The sequence below is a fragment of the Pectobacterium carotovorum genome, assembly GCA_016415585.1.
GTDB lineage: Bacteria > Pseudomonadota > Gammaproteobacteria > Enterobacterales > Enterobacteriaceae > Pectobacterium > Pectobacterium carotovorum_K.
The window spans coordinates 3,303,462-3,326,875 of the sequence record CP066552.1 but is presented as its reverse complement, the minus strand read 5'-3'; the positions used below and the strand labels follow the sequence as shown (position 1 = coordinate 3,326,875).

Genomic DNA, 23,414 nt, shown 5'->3' with positions numbered 1-23,414 from the left:
ATAAACCGGATAGCCCTGACCGCCTGCCGTGGCGTGCGCAGTGTTCCCCGCACACGCGGGGATAAACCGAATTTACTTATTTCTTCGTACTCTTCTTCTTTAGTGTTCCCCGCACACGCGGGGATAAACCGCTGGTTCGCCAGTTTGCGCAGCTCACGCCAGAGTGTTCCCCGCACACGCGGGGATAAACCGCACCTGTTCGCCCACTGACAGCGGCCACCACGGTGTTCCCCGCACACGCGGGGATAAACCGCTGTTCTTTCAGCTCGGTTAATGACTTACTCAGTGTTCCCCGCACACGCGGGGATAAACCGAACTCGCGGTTTTTGCGGCGCTGCTCCTGCCAGTGTTCCCCGCACACGCGGGGATAAACCGGCTACAGTAAACCATGAGCGCGATAATATTAGGTGTTCCCCGCACACGCGGGGATAAACCGAACTATCGACCATGCGCGGTGCTGATTCCGGCGTGTTCCCCGCACACGCGGGGATAAACCGTATGCAGGAGAAAAACGATGGCTGAACGGCACGTGTTCCCCGCACACGCGGGGATAAACCGTCGTCCCAGTAGCAAACGAAAACCGCCCCCGTGTGTTCCCCGCACACGCGGGGATAAACCGGTTGGCATGGCTTAAATCCAGATGGAGGTGATGTGTTCCCCGCACACGCGGGGATAAACCGGCACCGCCGATGCGGCCAGCGTGGAATTTATCGTGTTCCCCGCACACGCGGGGATAAACCGCGATCTCGACATACTTGTCGATACGACACCTAGTGTTCCCCGCACACGCGGGGATAAACCGGTGGCTTGGATGGCACTCGCATCTTTCTCGACGTGTTCCCCGCACACGCGGGGATAAACCGTTACTTAATGCCATTTCACACCCCCGGCGCTGGTGTTCCCCGCACACGCGGGGATAAACCGTGTGGTTACCCACTCCAGCTAACAGTATTACGCCCGGGGTGAGCGAGGAATTCTGTAATAGTCTGAAAGTAGTGGGTGCACCACGGTGTAGAAAGGTATTTACTCAGCAGGTGGTTGATGCGTTTTATTTTGTCTTTTACCGGTGCAGTTTCAGAAAGGTATTGTTCGATACAGGTAAGTGAGCGATGCGTCATGCGTTAAAGCCGCGTTAGCGTCGAGAGTAGATGGTATAACGCTATGCCTGTTTTTTACCCGGCCATTACTATAGACCGCCAGTAATGGCCGGGTTTTTCTCATTCAGGGGAAAATTATTTCGCTTTACCCTGATTCGCTACTGCGGCAGCTTTTGCAGCGATTTCGTCTGCGTTGCCCAGGTAGTAACGTTTGATAGGCTTGAAGTTCTCGTCGAATTCATAAACCAACGGCACGCCAGTTGGGATATTCAGTTCCAGAATTTCGTCTTCGCCCAGGTTGTCCAGGTATTTTACCAGCGCACGCAGTGAGTTACCGTGAGCCGCAACGATCACACGCTCACCGCTTTTGACGCGCGGCAGGATGGTTTCGTTCCAGTAAGGCACAACACGTTCGATGGTCAGCGCTAGGCTTTCAGTCAGCGGCAGCTCTTTGTCGCTCAGAGCAGCGTAACGCGGGTCGTGACCTGGGAAACGTTCGTCATCACGCGTCAACTCTGGAGGCGTAATCGCAAAACCACGACGCCATTGTTTAACCTGCTCGTCACCGTATTTCTCAGCGGTTTCGGCTTTGTTCAGACCTTGCAGTGCACCGTAGTGGCGCTCATTCAGTTTCCAGGATTTCTCAACTGGCAACCAGGCTTGATCCAGCTCGTCCAGTACATTCCACAGTGTATGAATGGCACGTTTCAGCACGGAGGTATACGCGAAATCAAAGGCAAAACCTTCGTCTTTCAGCAGCTGACCTGCGGCTTTGGCTTCTGAACGGCCTTTGTCAGATAGATCGACATCGTACCAGCCTGTGAAGCGGTTTTCGTTGTTCCACTGGCTCTCACCGTGTCTTACCAGTACCAGCTTAGTTACAGCCATAGCTAAACTCCTTCCTATCCTAAGATTTCTGTGATAACTGATTTCATTATAGGGGTGTAGAACGGTTATCGGCAATCGATAGTCGATGGCAAGCGTGATTTATCCGCAGGTTGTTTGCGTAAAATCACGCTCTGGCTTTACCGTTTCAGCAAACCGGAATCCCCCTTGTGCAATAACAAGTAGACCGCTGGAATCACCAGCATCGACAGCAGGGGGGCACTCACCATCCCGCCTATCATCGGCGCGGCAATCCGCTGCATGATTTCGGATCCGCTGCCGCCCCCCCACATGATGGGGAGCAGCCCTGCCATAATCGTAGCCACGGTCATCATTTTTGGCCGTACGCGCATAACTGCCCCTTCGTGGATGGCATCCATCAATTGCTGGCGTGATAGCGCCTGACCTGCCACATGGTGTTTCTCTACTGCATGGTTGAGGTACAGCAGCATGATGACGCCGAATTCCGCCGACACGCCCGCCAGTGCAATAAAGCCCACTGCACCCGCTACAGAAAGATTATAGCCAAGGAGATAGAGCAGCCAGACGCCGCCAATCAGCGCGAAAGGTAACGTTGCCATAATCAGCAACGCATCTTTGATGCGGTTGAAGGTGACATACAGCAGTACGAAAATGATCAGCAGCGTAAAGGGCACGACGACTTTCATTTTTTCCGTGGCGCGTTCCAGATACTCAAACTGACCTGACCAGCTCAGTGAAACGCCTTCCGGCAGCGTGACCTGTTGGGCAACGGCCTGTTGCATGTCTTCAACGGCAGATTTTAGGTCGCGTCCACGTAGGTCGACATAAATCCAGTCCGACAGGCGGCTGTTTTCACTTTTCAGCATCGGTGGCCCTTCGCTGACGCGAATATCAGCCAGCTCAGCCAGCGTCACTCTGCTGCCGTTGGCCGTCACGATGGGCAGGTCACGCAATTTTTGTAGCGAATCGCGTAATTCACGCGGGTAGCGGATGTTGATGGGATAACGCTGGCGGCCTTCAATGGTTTCGCCGATGTTTTGCCCGCCGATGAGCGTAGCGACCACCGACTGAAGCTCCTCGACGGACACGCCATAGCGTGCGGCGCGCTGACGATCGATATCAATATCGATATAGCGCCCGCCCGCTAGCCGTTCCGCCAGTGCGGACGTCACGCCCGGAACCCGTTTAACCACCTGCTCGATTTGTGCAGCAGTACGTTCTATGTCTTCCAAATTATTGCCGTTAACCTTAATGCCCACCGGGCTTTTGATGCCGGTGGCCAGCATGTCCAGACGGTTACGGATAGGGGGAACCCACACGTTCGCGATACCCGGCAGGCTGACGGTACGATCTAACTCGGCCACCAGCTTGTCCATGGTCATGCCCTCGCGCCACTGATCGCGCGGTTTCAGCCGAATGGTGCTTTCTAGCATGGTTAACGGTGCTGGGTCGGTTGCCGTTTCGGCACGGCCCGCTTTGCCGAAGACCGACTCGACTTCGGGCACGGTTTTAATCAGCCGGTCTGTCTGTTGCAGCAGTCGGCCAGCTTCCCGTGCAGAGATGCCGGGCAGGGTGGAAGGCATATACAGCAGATCGCCTTCATCCAGCGGTGGCATAAATTCGCTCCCAAGACGGCTGAGCGGAAAGAGCGTCAGTAGCAGCAGCAGGCCGGAAATCAGCAGCGTGGTTTTCGGGTAGCTCAACACCTTTTGCAACACCGGGTGATAGGCTGCAATCAGCCAGCGGTTAATCGGATTCGCCTGTTCGTCCGGTATCTTGCCGCGTACGAAATATCCCATTAATACCGGCACCAGCGTAATCCCTAATCCGGCGGCGACGGCCATGGCATAGGTTTTGGTAAAGGCCAGCGGGGAAAACATGCGGCCTTCCTGTGCCTCCAGTGAGAACACTGGGACAAACGACAGCGTAATGATCAGTAAGCTGCAAAACAGCGCGGGACCCACTTCCACCGCAGCCCGTTCTGCTAGCAGCCACCACTCGTTATTCTGCGGCTGCTTCCCAGGGTTTTCATGCCGCCACTGTTCAATGACTTTATGCATGTTTTCTATCATCACAATCGCAGCATCCACCATCGCGCCAATGGCAATCGCGATACCGCCCAGCGACATAATATTCGCGTTCACGCCCTGATAGCGCATGATGATAAACGCCCCCAGAATCCCCAACGGCAGGCTGATGATCGCTACCAGCGCTGAGCGGAAGTGGAACAGAAACAGGGCGCAGATGATCGCGACGACAACAAACTCTTCCAGCAGCTTGAAGCTGAGCGTATCGATGGCGTGTTCAATCAGCTGTGAGCGGTCGTAGGTTGGGACGATTTCTACACCCGCTGGCAGGCTTTTTTGTATTTCCTGTAACCGCGCTTTTACGGCATGCAGCGTATTCAGCGCATTCTTGCCATAGCGCAGGACGATGATGCCGCCCGCCACTTCGCCTTCGCCATTCAGTTCTGCGATGCCGCGACGCATCTCCGGCCCTTCTCTGAGCGTCGCCACATCCTGCAACAGCACAGGAATACCGTTGCGGGTAGTCATTACCACCTGGTTGAAATCTTGCGCGGTTTTCAGGTAACCGGTGGTGCGCACCATGTACTCCGCTTCGCCCAACTCCAGCACGGAACCGCCGTTTTCCTGATTGGCTGCTTGAACAGCGCTGACGATCTGCTGATGGGTGATGCCCTGCGTTCGCATGCGTTCTGGGTCGACGACGATCTGATATTGTTTGACCATACCGCCCACGCTGGCGACTTCTGCTACATCGGGAACGGTTTTCAGTTCATATTTCAGCAACCAGTCCTGAAAGCCACGCAGATCGGCCAGACTGTATTTGCCGCTGCGATCGACCAGTGCGTATTCGTAGATCCAGCCGACGCCGGTGGCATCTGGGCCGAGCGAGGTTTTCGCATCGGCAGGCAGGCTGGATTGCACCTGACTGAGATATTCCAGCACGCGGGAGCGTGCCCAGTAAGGATCAGTTCCATCTTCAAACAGCACATAAACGTAGGCATCGCCGAACATGGAAAAGCCCCGTACCGTTTTGGCACCCGGCACGGAAAGCATGGTGGTCGTCAGCGGGTAGGTCACCTGATTTTCCACCACCTGCGGCGCTTTCCCCGGATAGCTGACGCGAATGATGACCTGTACATCTGATAAATCGGGCAGAGCATCCAGCGGCGTTTTTTGTAGAGACAGCAGGCCCCACGCCGCCATGAACAGCGCGGCCAGTAAAACCAGAAGACGGTTTTTGAGCGACCAGCGAATGATGTAGGCAATCATGGATGACCTCCGTGGCCAGCATGCGGATCGTCAGCGGGTAAAAAATGCAGGACGTGAATCCCACTGTCGTCCATGCTGAACTGGAAACTGACGGTGCTACCGATCCCGGCTCCCTGTGGCAGCCCTGACGATGGCAGCGTGAAGTCCATCGTCATTGGCGACCAGTTGAGTGCCGGAACCGCTTCGTGTTCGATGGTGGCCTGATTGCCGTTTATCGCTCTGATGACTCCCTGAGTGCGATAGCCCGCGGGGGCAGTCGGCGTTGCTGGGTTTTCCGATGTCTCCGCATCAAACTGCGGTAAGGCGCTGCGCAGGCTGGCTTCGGAATCAATCAGGAACTGGCCTGAAGTGACTACGTTGTCGCCTGCTTTCAGTCCATCGATGATTTCGACCCAATCTCCCAAGGTTGCACCAGCAGTGACGTTGCGTGGGGTGAAATGGCCGTTGCCATCACTCAGCAAGACCCGGTTTTGGCTACCGCTGACCAATAGCGCCTCCTGCGGGATCGCCAGGCGCGGCTGTGCCTGAGCGTGAGAAAGCTGCACGGTCAGGTACATGCCGGGTTTAAGCTGCTGTTGCGGGTTATCCAGCACGACACGGGCTTTTAGCGTGCGTGTGGTACTGTCCAGTATGGGTAGCAGTTCGCTGACTTTGCCGTGGAAGGTTTTGTCCGGCCAGGCACGGCTGGTTGCGCTGATGTCGCTGCCAATCGTTAGCTGCGCCGCCTGCGCTTCGGGATAATCGACATCGACCCAAACCGGGTTCAGACTGGCAAGCTCGAATAACGGCTGAGCAGGGCTTAACTGCATGCCTTGCCGCACCTCAAGCTTATTCACGTAGCCGTTTTCTGGTGCGGTAATCGCGATCCTGTCCTGTGGTTTGCCGCTCCGCTCGACCTGCCGAATAATCGCTTCCGGCATAAATAACAGCGCCAGCCGTTGGCGGGCTGATTGAGTCAGCATGTCGTCGCCCAACTGCCGTACCGCCAGATATTCGCGCTGTGCCGCCGCCCAGGTCGGGTTCCATAATGTGGCTAGCGTTTCGCCTTTCTTCACCTGTTGTTGCAGCGCATTGACCGTGAGTTTCTCGACAATGCCGCCGCTAGGCGCGACCAGCGTGTGTAAACCGCGTTCGTTGAGGGCGACGGTGCCATAACCTGTGGTGCGGTCAGTCAGTTCGCGCATTTCCGCGCGGGTGGTGCGAACGCCGAGATTTTGTTGCTGACGAGCGCTGACGATGACTCCGTCGTCCTCCTGCACGTCATCGGCGTAGCGGGGCACCAATTCCATATCCATAAAGGGCGATTTCCCCGGTTTGTCGAAACGTTTATCCGGCACCATCGGGTCATACCAATAGAGAACGGCACGTTCTGGCTCTGCGATAGAAGGCGAGTGCGGCGTTTGCTGTTTGCCAACCAGATAGCCCACGCCACCTGCGCTGAGAATAGCCAGTGTCATCAGGCTAACCATCAATGATTTGTTCGTGACTGTTTTGCTCATCGCGTAGGGCTTCCTTGTGGTGTCAGATAACGGATGGCAGCCCAATATTGCGCCATCTCCCGAGCGGTATCCTGAACGGCAATCCGGCTTTCGAGTAACGCCCGACGGGCATCCAGTACGGCGGAAAGATTACTGCTGCCGGATTGATACTGAGCCTGAATCAGTTTGATGCGCTGCTGTTGGAGAGGGAGAACCTCGTTGTTCTGGCGCTGCCAGCGAGACTGTGCGGCTTGATATTGAGCAATCAGCGTATTGAGTTGCGCCTGATGCTCTCGTTCGGTGAGCAACACTCTGTCGCGAGCTTCCATGCTGCGCGAGACGTCTGCGGCGTAGTCCTTATCCTGACGTTTGGATGTGAAGAGCGGCAGATCGACTGTCACCATCATGCCCGCCATGTCGTCGTAATCATCTCCACGTTTCGCGTAATAGACTTCAACATCAACATTGGGGATGGCGGCAACGGCTGATTGTGCGGAGCGAGCTTGAGCCAGTTCGGCCTCACGCTGCGCCAGTTGCATTTCTGGATGCTGATGAATGGTGTTGCTCAGCACCTCCCGTGAGGCAGGCAGCCGTTCAAAGCGGGGAAGATCGCCGTTTACATTGATATCTGCGATGCCGGTAAGCTGTACCAGCCGGGCATGTGCGATGCGCGTGTCCCGTTCTGCATCAGACTGCCTGTCTTGCATGGTTGCCAACGTCAGGCGGGCATCCAGCACGCTACTGGCTTCACTACCTGCCGCCACACTTGCTTTTTGCGACGCGATCTGCCGCTGACTTTCTGTGACCAGCGCGGTTACCTCGCTCAATGCTTTTCGTGAGAGTGCCAGATCCAGCCATGCCTGTGCCGTTTCCCGTTGCAGACGAGCACGAATGCTCTCGCTATTACTTTGCAATGCATCAGCTTCAACCCGAATGGCCTGCGCTTTGCTATCACGCTTACTGCTGCTGACGTAGGTCTGCATGATGCCGATACGCTGCATCGTCATCCCTTCTCGCGTGAGTCGGCTACCGTTGTTACCGCCTAATGGCAGATTTTCGACGCCAAATTTCAACTTAGGGTCGGGAAGCTGTGTGGCAGAGTCGGCCATGTTCTGAAGCGCGTTAATCTGGTGTTGATTGGCTGACAGGTCGGCGGAGTAACGTTCCGCCGCCTGTAAAGCCTGTTCAAGACTCAGATCTGCCGCAAAGACAGCGGCAGGCAGCCACAGCAACATCGCCAGACACGCGCACGCGGCGTCGTGTTTGGATAAATTCATGTTGTGCTCCGGTTAAGGCTGTTGTGGCGTAATCGCGGTCAGGATGTAGCCGCTCTCGTTCTGGATAAAGCTGAACGTGACTTGCGTGTTGACAGGCAATGGCGTTATTTCGCCGCTGGATGGCAGCGTGAAGGCCATCGTCATGGCGGGCCATTTTAGGGCGGCAATCGGCGCGTGGGAGAGCGTGACGCTGTTGGCGTTCCACTGCTTAACAACCCCAGTAGTCTGATAAACGGCTGTCGTGGCCGCTGGGGGAGTGGTCGGCATCATTGCATGATGCTGGTGGTCGTTGGCCCACACGGGGAAGGTGAAGGAAGAAACAGAAAAAATCAGGCTGCTAATCAGCGCCATATAAGTAATACGCATAAAATAATCCCAATATACTCGTAATACTTCAAGTTGCATGTGCGTTGGCCGCGTTCAGTCACCCGAATCACTTACCAATGTAAGCTCATCGGGATTCCTTCTCTTGCCGCGTTACGAGGTGCATAAATGAGCCTCGCCCTACGGGTCAACGCCTTGCGTTGTTCAAAACGCTAACGTTTTGTCCTGAAACTCGAATTATTTGGAGTGTAAAAATAATTGATAAACAAGACGTTGCGCCCGCTGGCGCAGGGGTTATCAATCGCTTGGGTTATTCTCTAAATCGGCAGAAACGGATTTCAGCCGGAGGGCCGACCGCTGGGGGGGAGAGCCAGACATCAGAGGCTGGGGTGAGGTGGACAGGGTTATCCGCTAAGACCAGCTCACCGCTCACTGGCAGCGCTAGTAATGCCAGCGAGCCATTATCCTGCTTCACACTATCCGGCACGCAGTGTTTTTCGCACAGCGGCGTTTGCTGGTCGGCAGCGTAAGACGCTGTAGCCGTATGCTGAGCGTGAGATGATAACGGCTGAACGTCAGCCTGTTGCAGATGTGCCTGATGCTGGATAGCGGGGGAGGTCTGGCTGAGTGTCATGTCGCATTGATGACCTGCGATAGCCAGTTGTGCATTTAGGAAAAGCCAGCACAGCGCCAATAGCCATCCCCATCTGCCTTTATGGCGCAGATGATGAATGAATAATGGAGACCGTGATGATGCGGACATGGCGTTTCCTTTTTGGACGTCATGGCAGTGTAAGCGTCTGAGTTGGAACGCGGCAAGCAGGGAATAGCATAGTTTTGTAAATTGGCAGATAGCTATCTGCCAATGTTATCAATGGGTTAATTATCTTTTGCTGTTCGGTTACTGGGTGAGGAACTGGTATGTGGTATCCGAGCGATAGACTTTCCCCGGTTTCAGCCAGCAGTCGGGCTGCGGCCAGTCTGGGTGATTTGGGCTGTCCGGCAGGAATTCGCTTTCCAGTGCGACACCGGCATAGTTTTCATACTGACCGCCGTCACGCGAGGGTGTTCCGGCCAGAAAGTTGCCGCTGTAGAGCTGTAAGGCGGGGGCGCTGGTGAAAACGCTCATCAGCACGCGGCCATCGGATGACCACAAATTGGCAGCAGGACTTTCGCTGGAACCGCAGGTGCGATGCAATAAATAAGCGTGATCGTAGCCACCAACGGCCATTTGATCGCTGTCGCGCAGGAAATCTTCTTCCAACGTTTTTGGCTGACGGAAATCCATTCCGGTCGCGTTTACTGGTGTTAGATCGGCGTTGGGAATGCCTGCGCTATTGACCGGTAAATAATAGTCGGCAAACAGCTGCAATTGGTGCTTACGTACGTCAGTCAAATCGCCATCAAGGTTGAAATACGCGTGGTTGGTCAGACAAACGGGGCAGGCTTTCTCTACGGTCGCCTGATACGAGATTTCCAGCGAATTATGTTCGGTCAGCGCGTAGGTCACCTGTACGTTGAGGTGCCCTGGATACCCCTGATCGCCATCCGGTGAATGCAGTTGGTAAGTTACCTGTGTTGCGTCCTGACTGACAATCCGCCAGCGGCGGGCATGAAAGCCTTCTGGACCGCCATGTAACTGGTGCTCGTTCTGGTTTGGAACCAGATGAAAGGTTTCGGTTTCTCGACTGAACGTGGCTTGGGCTATGCGGTTGGCATAGCGACCAATCGACGCGCCGAGATAAGCACTTTGCTGCGGATACTGGACGGGTGAGGCACAACCCAGTAGCACTTCACGAACTTCCCCCTCCGGCAAAGGCAGTTCACAGGAAAGCCAGGTTGCACCCCAGTCCATCAGGCACACGCGCATACCTGCCTGATTCTGCAAGGTCGTTAACTGAAACTGCTGACCATCTGGTGCCAGCGTGCTAAGACTTTCATTCAACATGACTTGCTCCTGTAGAGGCCGAGAAGATAGAGAGGGTTGGCCGATGTCTGCAATGTTGGGAAATTAAGCAGAAAGGCGTTTGCTGACAAAGTACGCCGAGCGGTGATAATGGGTAGATCGTAAAGACGCTGCAAGTACATCCCTGTAAGCTCAAGCCGCGCAGATATGAATCTCATTCCTGAGATTCACTCTTTGAGGGCCGTCGCAAGCGACGTTCAAAAACGTTCCTGACGCTTTTGTCCTTGGCGCGGACGCTTTACTCTTCTATCCCATTATTACCGTTTTCGTTCCGTAAATGGGTTTGTCAACGGTCTGAATCAGTTCTGTTTATCTTCCCTTAATCTGTCACTTGGCGTAAAAAAGCGCCGTCATTCTTCGTCGTACCCATTGGGGTGGTTGGATTGCCAGCGCCAGGTGTCCTGCGCCATTTCTTGCAGTGAGCGTGTGACTTTCCAGTTAAGATCGTTTGCTGCACGTTCAGTATCTGCCCAATAAGCAGGCAGATCGCCCTGACGACGTGGGGAAAAATGGTAAGACAGTGGTTTACCACAAGTCTGACTAAAGGCTTCAACGACCTGTAATACACTGTAGCCTACGCCCGCGCCCAGATTGTAAATATGCACTCCAGCACGATTTTGCAGGGTGTTCATGGCGGCGATGTGACCGTCAGCCAGATCGACGACGTGGATGTAATCTCGTACGCCAGTGCCATCGGCGGTAGGGTAGTCATTACCGAAGATCGCCAGTGAGTCGCGACGGCCTACCGCAACCTGGGCGATATAAGGCATCAGGTTATTAGGCACACCTTGCGGATCTTCGCCCATTTCACCCGATGGATGGGCACCCACTGGGTTGAAATACCGTAACAGCGTAATACTCCATTCCGGTTCAGCATGCTGTAAATCTTGTAGGATTTGTTCGACCATCAGTTTGCTGCGGCCATAGGGGCTGGCAGGGTGACCTGTGGGGAAACTTTCCTGATAGGGCGTGCGTGGTTGATCGCCATAGACAGTGGCAGAGGAGCTAAAAATCAGGTTTTTCACGCCGGCTTTCTTCATCGCCTCTACCAGTACGAGCGTACCGTAGACGTTATTGTCATAGTAGCTCAGCGGCTCACGCACTGATTCGCCCACGGCTTTTAAGCCGGCAAAGTGGATGACGGAATCGATTGAATGCGTAGCGAAAATATCGTCCAGTAGCGCGCTGTCGCGGATATCGCCTTGATAAAAAACGGGTGCCTTATCGGTTAAGCGCGTAATGGTTTTAACGACGCTAGCCTTGCTATTGCACAAGTTATCGAGAATAACGGGTGTATGCCCGGCAGCGAGTAATTGTACGCAAGTATGGCTTCCTATGTAACCGCTACCACCTGTAACAAGAACGTTCATAATGACCTCTATTATCGCAATACTGCAAAATAACATGGCTGGATGCTGAAAAAGGTGATCTACAGCGAGAATCCGCCTCTGTTATCGATGATTTTTTTACGAATAAACTTAGTGAAGCGTAGATTACAGTGTAAATGAGCCCGGCTTTCTACCCTACATTTTATTTTGTGGTAGCGTTATCATCCCTGTTTTCAGGCGTTATTTACATAACGCGTCAATTTGGTAGCCATAGATATCATTTTGCGGGACGAAAGTGAGTCGATGCGTGATGCACTCGGGCGCGTCCTCCGCATGGTGAGAGACAAAGAGTAGCTGCGTTTCGCCCTCGCCAATCAAGATATCCAGCCAGCGACGCACCAGTTGGCGATTGAGCGGATCAAGCCCCTGTAGCGGTTCATCGAGAATGAGTAGGGCGGGGTGTTTGACTAATGCGCGGGCAATCAGCGTCAGACGCTGCTGGCCCCAAGAGAGCGACTGAAACGGCGTATCGGCGATAGCGCCATTGAGCCCAAGCAGAGTGAGCCACTGTTCGGTCAGGTGGCGCTGACGGTCAGAGACAGCTTGATAAATCCCAATAGAATCAAAGAATCCTGACAGGATAACGTTGCGCACGCTGGTGCTGACGCGGTAATCCAGATGGAAGCTGCTGCTGACATAACCGATGTGGCGCTTGATGTCCCAAATGGTTTCACCGCTGCCGCGTTTACGGCCAAACAGCGTGAGGTCGTTACTGTAGCCTTGCGGATGGTCGCCTGTAATCAGACTGAGTAGCGTCGATTTCCCCGCGCCATTTGGCCCGATAATCTGCCAATGCTGACCGGGTAATACTTCCCACGTCAGCTCGTGCAGAATAGGGCGATCATTGTACTGCACCACGCCGTTACGCAGCCTAATGCGTACCTCGTCAGCGGGAAGCGTCATATATCGCTGCGGATCTTCCGGCTCTGGCAGCGAACTTCCCGACAGTTTTTCGCTAAATGCGAGCTGGGCCACAAGCGCTTCAGAGAGGATCGTTTCACGCTCGCCGACGCGGGTCAGCGTACAGTCTGCCAGCACACCGACATGGTTGATAAAATCAGGAATGTCGTCAAAGCGGTTCAGAATAAGCACCAGCGTATAACCAGTGCCTGCCAGTTTCCTCAGCTCATCGGCAAGTTGCTGGCGGGAAGCTACATCCAGTCCGTCAAAAGGCTCATCGAGAATCAGTAGGTCAGGTTGGGGCATCAGCGCCTGACACAGCATCGCTTTACGTGTTTCCCCTGTAGAGAGGTACTTGAAGCGCCGCTCCAGCAAATGCGCAATGCCAAACTGGTGTGCCAACTGTTGGCAACGCGCGGGATCGTTGAGGCTATCCTGAATCACTTCTGCCGTGGTGCGGCCAGTATCGTCTTCACCTTCACTGAGCAGATCGGTGTTATTGCGCTGCCACTCGTCGGAAACCAGTTTTTGTAATTGTTCAAATGACAGGCGAACAGGGCGTTGGAATCCCGTGGTTCGTTCACCACGCAATAGCGGCAATTCGCCGGATAGCGACCGCGCCAGTGCAGATTTACCACTTCCGTTGGCCCCGACAAAGGCCCAGCACTGGTTTTGTTCGAGCGTCAGGTCGTCCAGACGCAGCATGCGGGTGTCGCTGAGACGAAATAACCCCTGAGTGATGTTTAACAATGACATTTTCTATCCTTCGTCAGACGGCAATAGCGCTAAAGCGACATTAACAAAGCGTGGCGATGATAACCCGGTCAGCATTGAAGCAAGCCTTCACGTCCGTTCCCTGTTGCAGCTTTTGCTGCTCAAGCAAGGCATTCGGCACCATTGCACACAGGGTTTCTCCCCCGGTCAGCGTAATCAGAATTTCGCTGTTTTCTACGCCGTGCTGAATGGCCTGAATTTTCCCTGATAAGACGTTATCGGCTGTGGGGGCGTTGGACGTTGCCGCGTACACATCGATCCACGGTGCTTTAATCAGTGCCAACACCTCTTTCCCTTTCTGCAATTGCAGGCGCTCGGCGCTTTGTTGCGTAATCAGGGCTCTGATCGTTGTTTTACCATCGGCGAGTAAAATATCCAGATGTTGTTGCACCTGTTCTTCGCCGCGTGCGAGCACGGTTCCAAAAAACTGATTACGGGCGCTGGTTTGCAGCGAGAAACGCGCGATGGCCGCCAGCAGGCTATCTAACGGCAGGCCGTCTTCCTGCAAGACATCGAAGGCTTTTTGCTGAATCTGCGCGAGCAAATCGTACAGTTGGAGAAGACGTTCACCATAGCGGGTGAGCTGAGCACCGCCACCGCCTTTGCCGCCGGTCATGCGCTCGACGATGATCTGTTCGGCTAGCTGGTTCATCTCATTGATGGCATCCCAGGCGCTTTTATAGCTAATCCCCGCCAGCTTGGCCCCCTGACTGATTGAACCGGTATGACGAATTTGCTTGAGCAATTCAATACGCCGCGGGTCGGCGAATAAACGCTGTTGGAGTTTCAGGGTGAGGAGAATTTCAGCCTGCATAGTGAGGGCACCGTCGGTGAGTTTACTTCTCTGTATTGTCGCTATTTTCTTCATCTGGGGCAAATCGCACAAATAGACGCACTATTTTCTATTACTGCGGTAGACTACGTGGCAATTACGACGATCTCGGTTTACAGTGAAATAGCGCAGTGTGCCCTAGATAATTCGGGTTGCGTGAAGGCGGCAACCGCGCGAATCCTCAGGAGCTTACACAAGTAAGTGACTGGGGTGAGTAAGGGCGCCAACGCACAAGCAGCTTGAAGTATGACGGGTATAGACGGGCTAAAGTAGCGGTAACCGTTGCAACAAGTGAGGTAAGCATGTTGGAGTTATTGAAGAGCCTGCTGTTTGCAGTTGCCATGGTTCCTGTGATGATGGTGATTATCATGGGCTCGATTTATTGCCTGGGCGAAGTGTTTAACGTGTTGTCCCGCATCGGTCATGCCGACGGTCAGCGCGCAAAGAATCAGCACTGATTCACGATCCTTTCCTATTTTGATGTCCGGCTTCTGGCCGGACATTTCTTTTCTACCCCCATATCTACCCTAAATAATTCGAGTTTCAGGCAGGCGGCAAGAGAAGGAATCCCGATGAGCTTACTCAGGTAAGTGATTCGGGTGAGTGAACGTAGCCAACGCACATGCAACTTGAAGTATGACGGGTAATATACCTCTTTAAAGCGCATGACACTGCTTCATCATTCGTTATATCATTATTTACACAACGATAATTGTCAGGAGACAAGAATGAAGCAGCAATGGTTAAAATGGTTTGCCGCACTAACCCTCAGTGCAGGAATGGCGTTGCCCGCTGTAGCAGAAGATAAAGTCACGGTGTTCGCCGCGGCATCACTGACCAATGCGTTGCAGGAAATCGCTACGCAATATCAGAAAGAGAAAAACGTCGCTGTCGTCGCGTCTTATGCCTCATCCTCAACGTTGGCTCGCCAGATTGAGCAAGGTGCACCTGCCGATCTGTTCATCTCCGCTGACCAACAGTGGATGGACTACGCGCAGGATAAAAACCTGATGGATACCGCGACGCGTCACACGCTGCTGGGCAATGAGCTGGTGGTGATTGCACCGAAGGCGAGTGCGCAGAAAGACATTAAAATTGACGATAAAACCAACTGGAAAAGCCTGCTGAAAGACGGACGTCTGGCCGTTGGCGACCCAGATCACGTGCCTGCTGGGATCTATGCCAAAGAAGCGTTGCAGAATCTGAAAGCCTGGGATGAGCTTTCCCCACTGATGGCGCGCGCCAACAACGTACGTGCAGCGATGGCGCTGGTGGAACGTGAAGAAGCTCCGCTGGGCATCGTTTACGGTTCTGATGCGGTTGCCAGCGACAAAGTTAAGGTTATCGGTACATTCCCAGCGACGAGCCACAAGCCTGTCGAATACCCGATGTCGATAGTAAAAGAGCATAAAAACGCGGCGGTTACCGGTTTTTATGACTACCTGAAAACGCCGGAAGCAGCAGCAGTATTTAAACGTTACGGCTTCGCGCCGCGTTAATGATGCTGAGTGATTACGAATGGCAGGCGGTTGAGCTGAGCCTCAAAGTTTCCGTTGTGGCTGTGGCATGCAGCTTGCCGTTTGGGATACTGATGGCGTGGATTTTGGTGCGCTGTCGGTTCCCCGGCAAATCACTGCTGGATAGCATTATCCATTTACCACTGGTGTTACCGCCAGTGGTCATTGGCTATTTGCTGCTGGTGGCGATGGGAAGACGCGGCGTAATCGGTTCCTGGCTCTATGACTGGTTCGGTTTCAGCTTTAGTTTTAGCTGGCGCGGTGCTGCACTAGCGTCGGCGATTGTCGCGTTTCCGCTGATGGTTCGGGCGATCCGTCTTTCGCTTGATGCTGTCGATAAGCATCTGGAACAGGCTGCTCGGACATTGGGTGCCTCGCCCTGGCGCGTGTTTTTCACCATCACATTACCTCTCTCTTTTCCTGGGATTGTTGTTGGAACCGTATTGGCGTTTGCCCGTTCGCTTGGCGAGTTTGGCGCGACCATTACGTTTGTTTCCAATATCCCCGGCGAAACCCGAACCATTCCACTGGCGATGTATACCCTGATTGAAACGCCCGGCGCGGAGGCTGATGCAGCAAGGCTATGTATCATTGCCATCGTCTTGTCGCTGGCTGCGCTGTTAGCATCGGAATGGCTAACAAACTGGAGCCGCAAACGGTTGGGGGGATAATGCTGCAACTCGATTTTCATCAACAGCTGGGTAGCCTCGAACTTTGCGTTCAGTCTGAACTGCCTGCGAACGGTATTACCGCTATTTTCGGCGTATCCGGGGCAGGGAAAACGTCGCTGATCAACGCTGTTGTTGGCCTGACCCGGCCAGATGGCGGGCGGATTGTGCTCAATAATCATGTGCTGGTGGATACGCAGCAGCGTATTTTTCTTCCGCCTGAAAAGCGGCGAATCGGTTATGTATTTCAGGATGCTCGCCTGTTTCCGCACTATCGCGTGCGCGGTAATCTACGCTACGGTATGGCGGAGACAATGGAATCGCAGTTCGATGATATCGTCAGTTTACTGGGTATCGAACCGCTGCTGAATCGCTATCCACGGACGCTGTCCGGTGGAGAGAAGCAGCGTGTCGCGATTGGCCGTGCCTTGCTGACCGCACCGGAATTGCTGCTCATGGATGAACCGCTGGCGTCGCTGGATTTACCCAGAAAGCGCGAGCTGTTGCCGTATTTGGAACGTCTGGCGAAAGAAGTCAATATTCCGATCCTGTATGTCAGCCACAGTCTGGAAGAGATTGTCCGGTTAGCCGATCATGTTGTGGTGCTCGATAAAGGCAAAGTGAAAGCGCAGGGTCTGCTGGAAGAGGTGTGGGCTAGCAGCGCGCTACGCCCGTGGTTACCAAAAGACGAACAGAGCACTATTTTGAGTACGCGCGTGTTGGCTCAGCATGCGCATTACGCGATGACGGCGCTGGCATTAGGCAACCAGCAGGTGTGGGTTGGAAAAGTCGAACTCCCTCAGGACGCCGCATTGCGCATTCGTGTGAATGCCGCCGATGTTTCTCTGGTGCTACAGCCACCGGAAAAAAGCAGCATCCGTAATGTGCTGTGTGCCAGCGTGGTAGAGTGCATTAATGTCGATGGACAGGTTGAAGTGAAGCTTGCGGTCGGCCAGCAGACGCTGTGGTCCCGTATCACACCGTGGGCTCGGGACGATCTCATGCTTCATCCCGGGCAAACGATCTACGCGCAGATTAAGAGCGTGTCGATTACGGCGTAAGCACAGGCCGAGTGATAGAACAGTTGTTCACATCGCTCGGTCTATCTCGTGAATCAGTCGATATTCTGTGACCAAGATAACAAAATGAGTATTGAGAGTGATTTTCAATTCGTTTTTTCTACCGCGTGAACAAGGTAGTCAGATAAATTATCCCCGCGTTATTATTTTTTCATCATAAAAAGTAATCGATTACTTTTTGTTTTCATCTGTGCAACGGGATAAAAATAGGAGAAGGACATGCCTTGTATGACGTTATTGCGCCGTGCGTTCGCTATACCGCTATTGTTGATGGTTTCATCGGGTTTGGCGCTTGCCGAACGTCCAGCAGAAAACCAGAAAATAGCCTTGCAGATGTATACGCTGCGCAGCTTGAATACGCTTGATGAGCAATTTTCCATGGCGCGAGACGCTGGATTTAAGGCGGTTGAGCTGGTGGGGACGCATGACATTAGTGCGTCAGAAATGAAGGGGTTATTAGGAAAGTATCAGTTGAAAGCCATTGCTGCGCATGTCCAGTTTGGCGAACTGAAAAGCAATATGGCTGAGGTTGTAGCCTTTAACAAAGCTATCGGTAACAGCATGATTATCGTGCCGTGGCTCAATGTTGAAGACCGCCCGGATAGCGCAGAGGGCTGGAAGCGCTTTGGCCTGGAAATGAACGATCTTGGCCGTGAATTGAATAAGCAGGGCATGAAGCTGGCTTATCACAACCATAATTTCGAGATGAAGAAGTATCGCGGTAAAACGGCGCTGGAAATCATGATGGATGCTGCAGAGCCAGAGAACCTGATGCTGGAAATGGATGTAGCCTGGGTATCTCGCGGAGGACAGGATCCTGTGCGTCTCCTGCGCCAGTACAAAGGGCGTATTTACTCAATTCATGCGAAAGACAATACATCCATCGGCATCCGCGATGATGAAATGAACTTTGCCCCACCGGGTGAGGGTATTTTGGCGTGGGAAGAGATTCTCCCTGCGGCGTCCAAAGCGGGTGCCCAGTGGTTTGTTGTTGAACATGACTTGCCGAAAGATCCACAGGCCATTGTTTCCGCAGCTTACCAATCGCTGTATGAAAAACTGAGTAAGATAAAAAGTAAGTAATAGCTATCAACCTGCGGTCAGCGGACCGCAGGTTGTCAGACATGAAAAAGGATTGGTTTTATTCTATTCAGGTTAGCTGGATGCTCGTTCGACAAACGTCCATTCCAGTAGGCGCTTTTCCGTTTCGCTGTCCGGCTGGTCGATTTGTTGTAATAACAACTTCACGGCCTCTCTGCCGATATGTGCGGATGGCTGCTGAATCGTGCTGAGCTGGGGCGAGGTGATGTAACCCAGCTCCGAGCCATCGAAACCGATCACCGCAATATCCTGCGGTGCACTTAGCCCCGCCTCACAGATTGCAGACAGCGCGCCCGCAGCTAATGTATCGGACACTACAAAGACGGCATCTGGCCGCTCTGGATCGTTAAGCAGCGCGGTCATTGCGGCTTTTCCGCCTGCATAACTCAGCGTGCTGGCGTATTCGACTTTACCGTAATCAAGCGCATTTTCTGCGATAACATCGCGGTAGCCTTTCTCTCGCTGCTGGGCATAGAGATAATTCATATCGTGGTTAATCATGGCGATACGGCGGCGACCTTTGCCAATAAAGTGATTAATCACAAAGCGGGATGCCTCTGCGTTATCAATTCCAACGGAGGAAATAGCTGATGTATCGTCATGCTCGGCGCACTGTACCCAAGGTGCTGCACCAATCATGTCCTGAAGCGCAGAAAGCGTTGAAATGGCATCCATGGTGATCACGCCATCGACCATTTTACCGGACAGCAGTTGCAGGCTGGAGTGGGCGCGAACAATATCGGCGCCTGAATTGCATAGCAGAATACGATAGCCGTTTTCTTCCGCTTCTGCCTCAATGCCTTTCACGACATCGGCACAGAAGGGGTTGGCAATGTTGGAAACCATGACTAATAACATCTGGCTGCGTGCAGTACGTAGCTGTCGTGCCAGCAAATTTGGCTGATAATTACTGCTTTTTATCGCATTGAGAACTCGTTCCCGGTTTTGCGGCTTCACGGTATCAATGTTGTTCAGCACTCGTGAAACGGTGGCGACCGAGACTCCAGCTATCCGTGCTATTTTTTGAATCGACATAATTCAGAAGGCACTCACGCTACTTATTGCTTGGCTGAGCAGATTACCATAAATATCTCTGGCTGCATCCCGCAGACGTCGCACCTGCGGGATGAATACCGTGAGAGAATGAGCGGTTTGATGCCTTAATTGGCGACCTTCACCCACGTTTGCTGCTGATGGCTTTGCACGATGGCGTCAATAATGAACATGACGTTCGCACCGTCGTAGAAGGTGGCGAAGGTGAACGGATCGACGCCCGGCTGTTTGCCGTCGCGCAGATAGGTATAAAAGTTCGCCATCATGTTCTTGAACGCATCTGGCCAGCCTTCGATATGCCCACCGGGGAAGTGGACCGCGGCGGCGGCTTCTGGGTTCAGCAGTCCAGGATCGTCCGACAACACCTGATTCGGTTTATCTCGATGGCCGATCCACAGCTGCTGCGGGGTTTCTTGATCCCAGGCCAGCGACTGTTCACTGCCATTCACTTCAAACGTCAGGCGATTTTTCCGGCCAGCGCTGACCTGAGAAACGGTAAAGGATCCGCGGCTGCCATCCTCAAAGCGCAGTAAAACGGTCGCGTAGTCTTCGGTTTTGACCGGTTTGTCGTCGTACTCTGGCGGCGCGTCGGATGATGAGAATGTGGCCGTACCGTTCCGATTGGATTTTCGGATCGGGTGGACGATGGCTAAATCGGCGAAGACTTCGACAATTTTCCGACCGGAAATAAACTGCACCGTGTCGCACCAGTGCGAGCCGATGTCAGCCACCGCGCGGGAAACGCCGCCGTACTCCGGTTCAACACGCCAGTTATAGTCGGTGTCGCGCAGCATCCAGTCTTGCAGATAGCCACCGTGTACGGCAAAGACGCGGCCGATCTCCTGGTGCTTAATCATGCTGGCTGCCTGCTGCACCATGCCAAATTGGCGATAGACAAAGCTGACCCCGTGAACAACGCCTTTTTCTTCCGCCAGCGCCACCAGCTCACGCGCTTCTTCGCTGGTCATACACAGCGGCTTTTCTGAAAAGACGTGCTTGCCTGCCTGAATAATCTGCTTATTGATCGCCGCATGGAGATGGTTCGGCGTGCAGTTATGGATCGCATCAATACCGGGATGAGCCAATAAATCAGCGACGCTGCCGTAGGCATGGGGAATGTTGAGCTGACGCGCTTTTTGCTGCGCCAGATCGAGCGAATTTTCCGCCAGCGCCACCACCTCAACGAAACCAAGGCGACGAATAGCTTCAATATGTGCTGGGCCAATAAAACCGGAACCAATAATGCCAACGCGAATCATTCTGCGCTCTCCTCTTTTAATCCCAACATTTTTCTTACTAACGGACGATCGTCGCTGGTCGCGGCGAAATCGTCAAAAGCGCGTCCTGCGACAGGAATAATATGGCGGTTGATGAACGCGGCCCCTTCTTTCGCACCGCAGTTGTTGTCTTTCAGGCAGCATTCCCACTCCAGCACTGCCCAGCCGTCGTAATCGTATTGGGCAAGTTTGCTGAAGATGCCGCCAAAATCGATCTGGCCATCTCCCGGTGAGCGGAAGCGTCCGGCGCGTTCAGCCCATGACTGATAGCCGCCGTAGACGCCGCTTTTGCTCGACGTGACAAATTCCGCATCTTTCACATGGAACGCTTTGATTCGTGCATGGTAGCGATCGATAAAGCCGAGGTAGTCCATCTGCTGCAAATGCATATGGCTAGGATCGTAAAGAATGTTGGCGCGCGGGTGATGATTGACGACATCCAAGAAGCGTTCAAAGGTCACGCCGTCGTGTAAATCTTCTCCCGGATGCAGCTCGTAGCACACATCCACGCCGTGCTCATCAAAACAGTCGAGGATCGGCGTCCACAAGCGACCAAGCTCTTTAAAGGCCTCCTGAATCAGGACTTCTTTACGCGGTGGCCAGGGGTAAAAATAGGGCCAGGCCAGCGCACCGGAAAACGTAGCGTGGGCGTTTAGTCCTAAGCGTGAAGAGGCTTTTGCTGCCTGCTTGATTGCCGCGATAGCCCACTCTTGGCGAGCCTGCGGATTGCGGCGGTAAGCCGGTGGTGCGAAATCGTCAAAAGCATCGTCATACGCAGGGTGGACGGCAACAAGCTGACCTTCCAGATGGGTTGAGAGTTCGCTGATGGTCAGCCCATGCTGTGCCAGTAGGCCTTTCACATCATCACAGTAAGTTTGGCTGTCGGCGGCCGTAGCCAGATCGAAAATGTGCGGGTGATTGCAGGGGATTTGTAGCGCTTTAAAGCCTAATCCGGCTGCCCATTGCGCCAGATTTTCCAGCGTGTTAAAGGGAGCCTGATCGCCAATATACTGGGCGAGAAAAATACCCGGTCCTTTTAACGTTTTCATTATTACCTCCTTTGGCAACAGGTGTGCTCATGAATACCGTTGCACGATTGTGATAGCTATAGCGGAGAATGCACTGGGATGAGGTGCCATAGGCGACCTCATCCCGTTTTCTCCTTAAATAATCCGTCTCAAATGGTTAAGCCTGCTCTTCTTTATATTTGAAGGAGAAGAGGAAAATGACGGCGATGATGGCGGCAGCAACCGCTGGGATCCACCAGAAGGTCGCCCAGATTTCAGGCGCGTTTAACGTACCGTTGTCGAAGAGGCGGTTATAAATGGCACCGGAAACCTGTGAGCCCAGCAGCATGCCGATACCGTAGGTGAACAGGACCACCAGACTTTGTGCCTGACCTTTGATTTTCTCTCCCGCGATGCGGTCGGTATAGATGAAGCCGATGACGAAGAAGAAGTCATAGCAAATACCGTGCAGCAGGATACCGATATAGAGCAACCAGCGCGTTTCTTCATTCACACCCATCGCGAAGAGGGCATAGCGTACGAACCACGCCAACATGCCGATGAACAGCATGTATTTCACGCCCAGTTTTCTAAACAGCAGCGGAATGATCAGCATGAAGACAATTTCGGACATCTGACCAAACGACATGGCGGTGCTGACGTCGCTGATACCCGCATTGCTCAGGAAGGAGGCGGTGTAAGCGTAGTAGGTGCCCAGCGGAATAGAGATCAGCATGGCGCAGATGGCAAAGACCAGGAAGTGGCCTTTCTTCAGCAGCGCGAACGCATCAGCACAGAACAGATCGCGCACTGCCAGCGGCAAACCTTTGGCCGGCGCTGGAGTATGCGGTAGCGTCAGGCTGTAAGCTGCCAGAATGGCAGAGCAGGCGGCAGCAACGTAGAAAATATTGACGCTTGCGGAGATGCCCGCTGTCCCGATGCAGACACCGGCAACGATCCAACCAATGGTGCCGAAGACTCGCACAACCGGGAAGCTCTTCTCGCTGTTAGTCAGATTATGGAACGCGATGTTGTTGGTTAACGCCAGCGTTGGCATAAAGCACAACGTGTAGGCGAACAGCAGGATCAGCAGCTGTGAACCATCTTCGTTGATTAACGCGGTGGGCACAAACCACAGGATGACCGCGCCGATCAGGTGCAACAGCGCCATGACTTTTTGTGATGGGAAGAAGCGGTCAACCACCATGCCCAGTACAAACGGCGACAGGATTGAAGCGATTGGCCCAGCAGAGAAGGCGTCGCCAATCATGGCGGCCAAGTTGTGCTGTGTCATAACCAGACCCAGGGTGACTGACCATGAACCCCAGATGAAAAACTCTAAGAACATCATGAGGGACAGTCTGGGAACCACGAAGGCCGGTTGTAACGATTTGGTAGCTGTGTTTTCAGATGAAGAAACCATGTGGTATCCCTCTTAAAAGTAATCGATTACAATTTGTGTTTTCTAAATGTAATCGATTACTTTTAACTTAACCGCAGCTTTTAGCCATAA

Annotated in this window: 19 protein-coding genes and 1 CRISPR repeat array (1 of these 20 only partly in view); of the genes, 5 read left to right on the top strand and 14 right to left on the bottom strand. The window is 53.5% G+C overall.

Going from position 1 to position 23,414, the window contains the following annotated elements; all coding sequences use genetic code 11:
- A CRISPR array of direct repeats spans positions 1 to 924; the repeat unit is 29 nt; unit sequence GTGTTCCCCGCACACGCGGGGATAAACCG; it reaches 204 nt to the left of the window's first position.
- A 308-nt stretch (positions 925 to 1,232) separates the two neighbouring features.
- From gpmA to modE, 10 genes are all read right to left on the bottom strand, one after another.
- Complete coding sequence (gene gpmA, locus JFY74_14820; GenBank protein ID QQG27364.1) at positions 1,233 to 1,985, bottom strand: 2,3-diphosphoglycerate-dependent phosphoglycerate mutase; 753 nt, start codon at positions 1,983 to 1,985, stop codon at positions 1,233 to 1,235.
- Positions 1,986 to 2,122: 137 nt separating this feature from the next.
- Positions 2,123 to 5,260 carry an efflux RND transporter permease subunit gene (locus JFY74_14815; protein ID QQG27363.1) on the bottom strand — a complete coding sequence of 1,046 codons (3,138 nt, stop codon included), beginning with the start codon at positions 5,258 to 5,260 and terminating at the stop codon, positions 2,123 to 2,125.
- Positions 5,257 to 6,759: an efflux RND transporter periplasmic adaptor subunit gene (locus JFY74_14810; protein ID QQG27362.1), complete on the bottom strand. Its 1,503-nt coding sequence runs from the start codon at positions 6,757 to 6,759 to the stop codon at positions 5,257 to 5,259. The genes JFY74_14815 and JFY74_14810 overlap by 4 nt, the downstream gene beginning before the upstream one ends.
- Positions 6,756 to 8,015 carry a TolC family protein gene (locus JFY74_14805; GenBank protein ID QQG27361.1) on the bottom strand — a complete coding sequence of 420 codons (1,260 nt, stop codon included), beginning with the start codon at positions 8,013 to 8,015 and terminating at the stop codon, positions 6,756 to 6,758. Before JFY74_14805 ends, JFY74_14810 begins: the two co-directional genes overlap by 4 nt.
- 12 nt (positions 8,016 to 8,027) lie before the next feature.
- Positions 8,028 to 8,381 (bottom strand): copper-binding protein, encoded by a 354-nt coding sequence (locus JFY74_14800; GenBank protein QQG27360.1) that lies wholly within the window; start codon positions 8,379 to 8,381, stop codon positions 8,028 to 8,030.
- A 268-nt stretch (positions 8,382 to 8,649) separates the two neighbouring features.
- Positions 8,650 to 9,102, bottom strand: a complete 453-nt coding sequence (locus tag JFY74_14795; protein ID QQG27359.1) for a hypothetical protein — start codon at positions 9,100 to 9,102, stop codon at positions 8,650 to 8,652.
- 138 nt (positions 9,103 to 9,240) lie between these two features.
- Positions 9,241 to 10,287, bottom strand: coding sequence for a galactose-1-epimerase (gene galM / locus JFY74_14790; protein ID QQG27358.1), 1,047 nt, complete (start codon positions 10,285 to 10,287; stop codon positions 9,241 to 9,243).
- Positions 10,288 to 10,655: 368 nt separating this feature from the next.
- The gene (galE, locus tag JFY74_14785) at positions 10,656 to 11,675 is read right to left on the bottom strand and encodes a UDP-glucose 4-epimerase GalE (GenBank protein QQG27357.1); all 1,020 of its coding nucleotides are present in this window, start codon (positions 11,673 to 11,675) and stop codon (positions 10,656 to 10,658) included.
- A 198-nt stretch (positions 11,676 to 11,873) separates the two neighbouring features.
- A complete protein-coding gene (gene modF / locus JFY74_14780) occupies positions 11,874 to 13,349 on the bottom strand; it encodes a molybdate ABC transporter ATP-binding protein ModF (protein QQG27356.1) in 1,476 nt (491 codons plus the stop codon).
- A gap of 40 nt (positions 13,350 to 13,389) precedes the next feature.
- Positions 13,390 to 14,181 carry a molybdenum-dependent transcriptional regulator gene (gene modE / locus JFY74_14775; protein QQG27355.1) on the bottom strand — a complete coding sequence of 264 codons (792 nt, stop codon included), beginning with the start codon at positions 14,179 to 14,181 and terminating at the stop codon, positions 13,390 to 13,392.
- A 320-nt stretch (positions 14,182 to 14,501) separates the two neighbouring features.
- On the opposite strand from modE, the gene JFY74_14770 reads away from it, so the two are divergent.
- From JFY74_14770 to JFY74_14750, 5 genes are all read left to right on the top strand, one after another.
- On the top strand, positions 14,502 to 14,657 hold the full coding sequence (locus JFY74_14770; GenBank protein ID QQG27354.1) for an AcrZ family multidrug efflux pump-associated protein: 156 nt from the start codon (positions 14,502 to 14,504) through the stop codon (positions 14,655 to 14,657).
- Between the two features lie 270 nt (positions 14,658 to 14,927).
- A complete protein-coding gene (gene modA, locus JFY74_14765) occupies positions 14,928 to 15,698 on the top strand; it encodes a molybdate ABC transporter substrate-binding protein (GenBank protein ID QQG27353.1) in 771 nt (256 codons plus the stop codon).
- Positions 15,698 to 16,387 carry a molybdate ABC transporter permease subunit gene (gene modB, locus JFY74_14760; GenBank protein ID QQG27352.1) on the top strand — a complete coding sequence of 230 codons (690 nt, stop codon included), beginning with the start codon at positions 15,698 to 15,700 and terminating at the stop codon, positions 16,385 to 16,387. The genes modA and modB overlap by 1 nt, the downstream gene beginning before the upstream one ends.
- Positions 16,387 to 17,445, top strand: a complete 1,059-nt coding sequence (gene modC, locus JFY74_14755) for a molybdenum ABC transporter ATP-binding protein ModC (protein QQG27351.1) — start codon at positions 16,387 to 16,389, stop codon at positions 17,443 to 17,445. The genes modB and modC overlap by 1 nt, the downstream gene beginning before the upstream one ends.
- A 237-nt stretch (positions 17,446 to 17,682) precedes the next feature.
- Positions 17,683 to 18,546, top strand: coding sequence for a sugar phosphate isomerase/epimerase (locus JFY74_14750; GenBank protein ID QQG27350.1), 864 nt, complete (start codon positions 17,683 to 17,685; stop codon positions 18,544 to 18,546).
- Positions 18,547 to 18,618: 72 nt separating this feature from the next.
- Here the strand turns inward: JFY74_14750 and JFY74_14745 are convergent, their stop codons facing one another.
- From JFY74_14745 to JFY74_14730, 4 genes are all read right to left on the bottom strand, one after another.
- Positions 18,619 to 19,599, bottom strand: a complete 981-nt coding sequence (locus JFY74_14745; protein ID QQG27349.1) for a LacI family DNA-binding transcriptional regulator — start codon at positions 19,597 to 19,599, stop codon at positions 18,619 to 18,621.
- Positions 19,600 to 19,724: 125 nt separating this feature from the next.
- Positions 19,725 to 20,876, bottom strand: a complete 1,152-nt coding sequence (locus JFY74_14740) for a Gfo/Idh/MocA family oxidoreductase (protein QQG27348.1) — start codon at positions 20,874 to 20,876, stop codon at positions 19,725 to 19,727.
- On the bottom strand, positions 20,873 to 21,943 hold the full coding sequence (locus JFY74_14735; protein QQG27347.1) for a sugar phosphate isomerase/epimerase: 1,071 nt from the start codon (positions 21,941 to 21,943) through the stop codon (positions 20,873 to 20,875). The genes JFY74_14740 and JFY74_14735 overlap by 4 nt, the downstream gene beginning before the upstream one ends.
- A gap of 136 nt (positions 21,944 to 22,079) precedes the next feature.
- Positions 22,080 to 23,324: an MFS transporter gene (locus JFY74_14730; protein QQG27346.1), complete on the bottom strand. Its 1,245-nt coding sequence runs from the start codon at positions 23,322 to 23,324 to the stop codon at positions 22,080 to 22,082.
- Positions 23,325 to 23,414 lie beyond the last annotated feature (90 nt).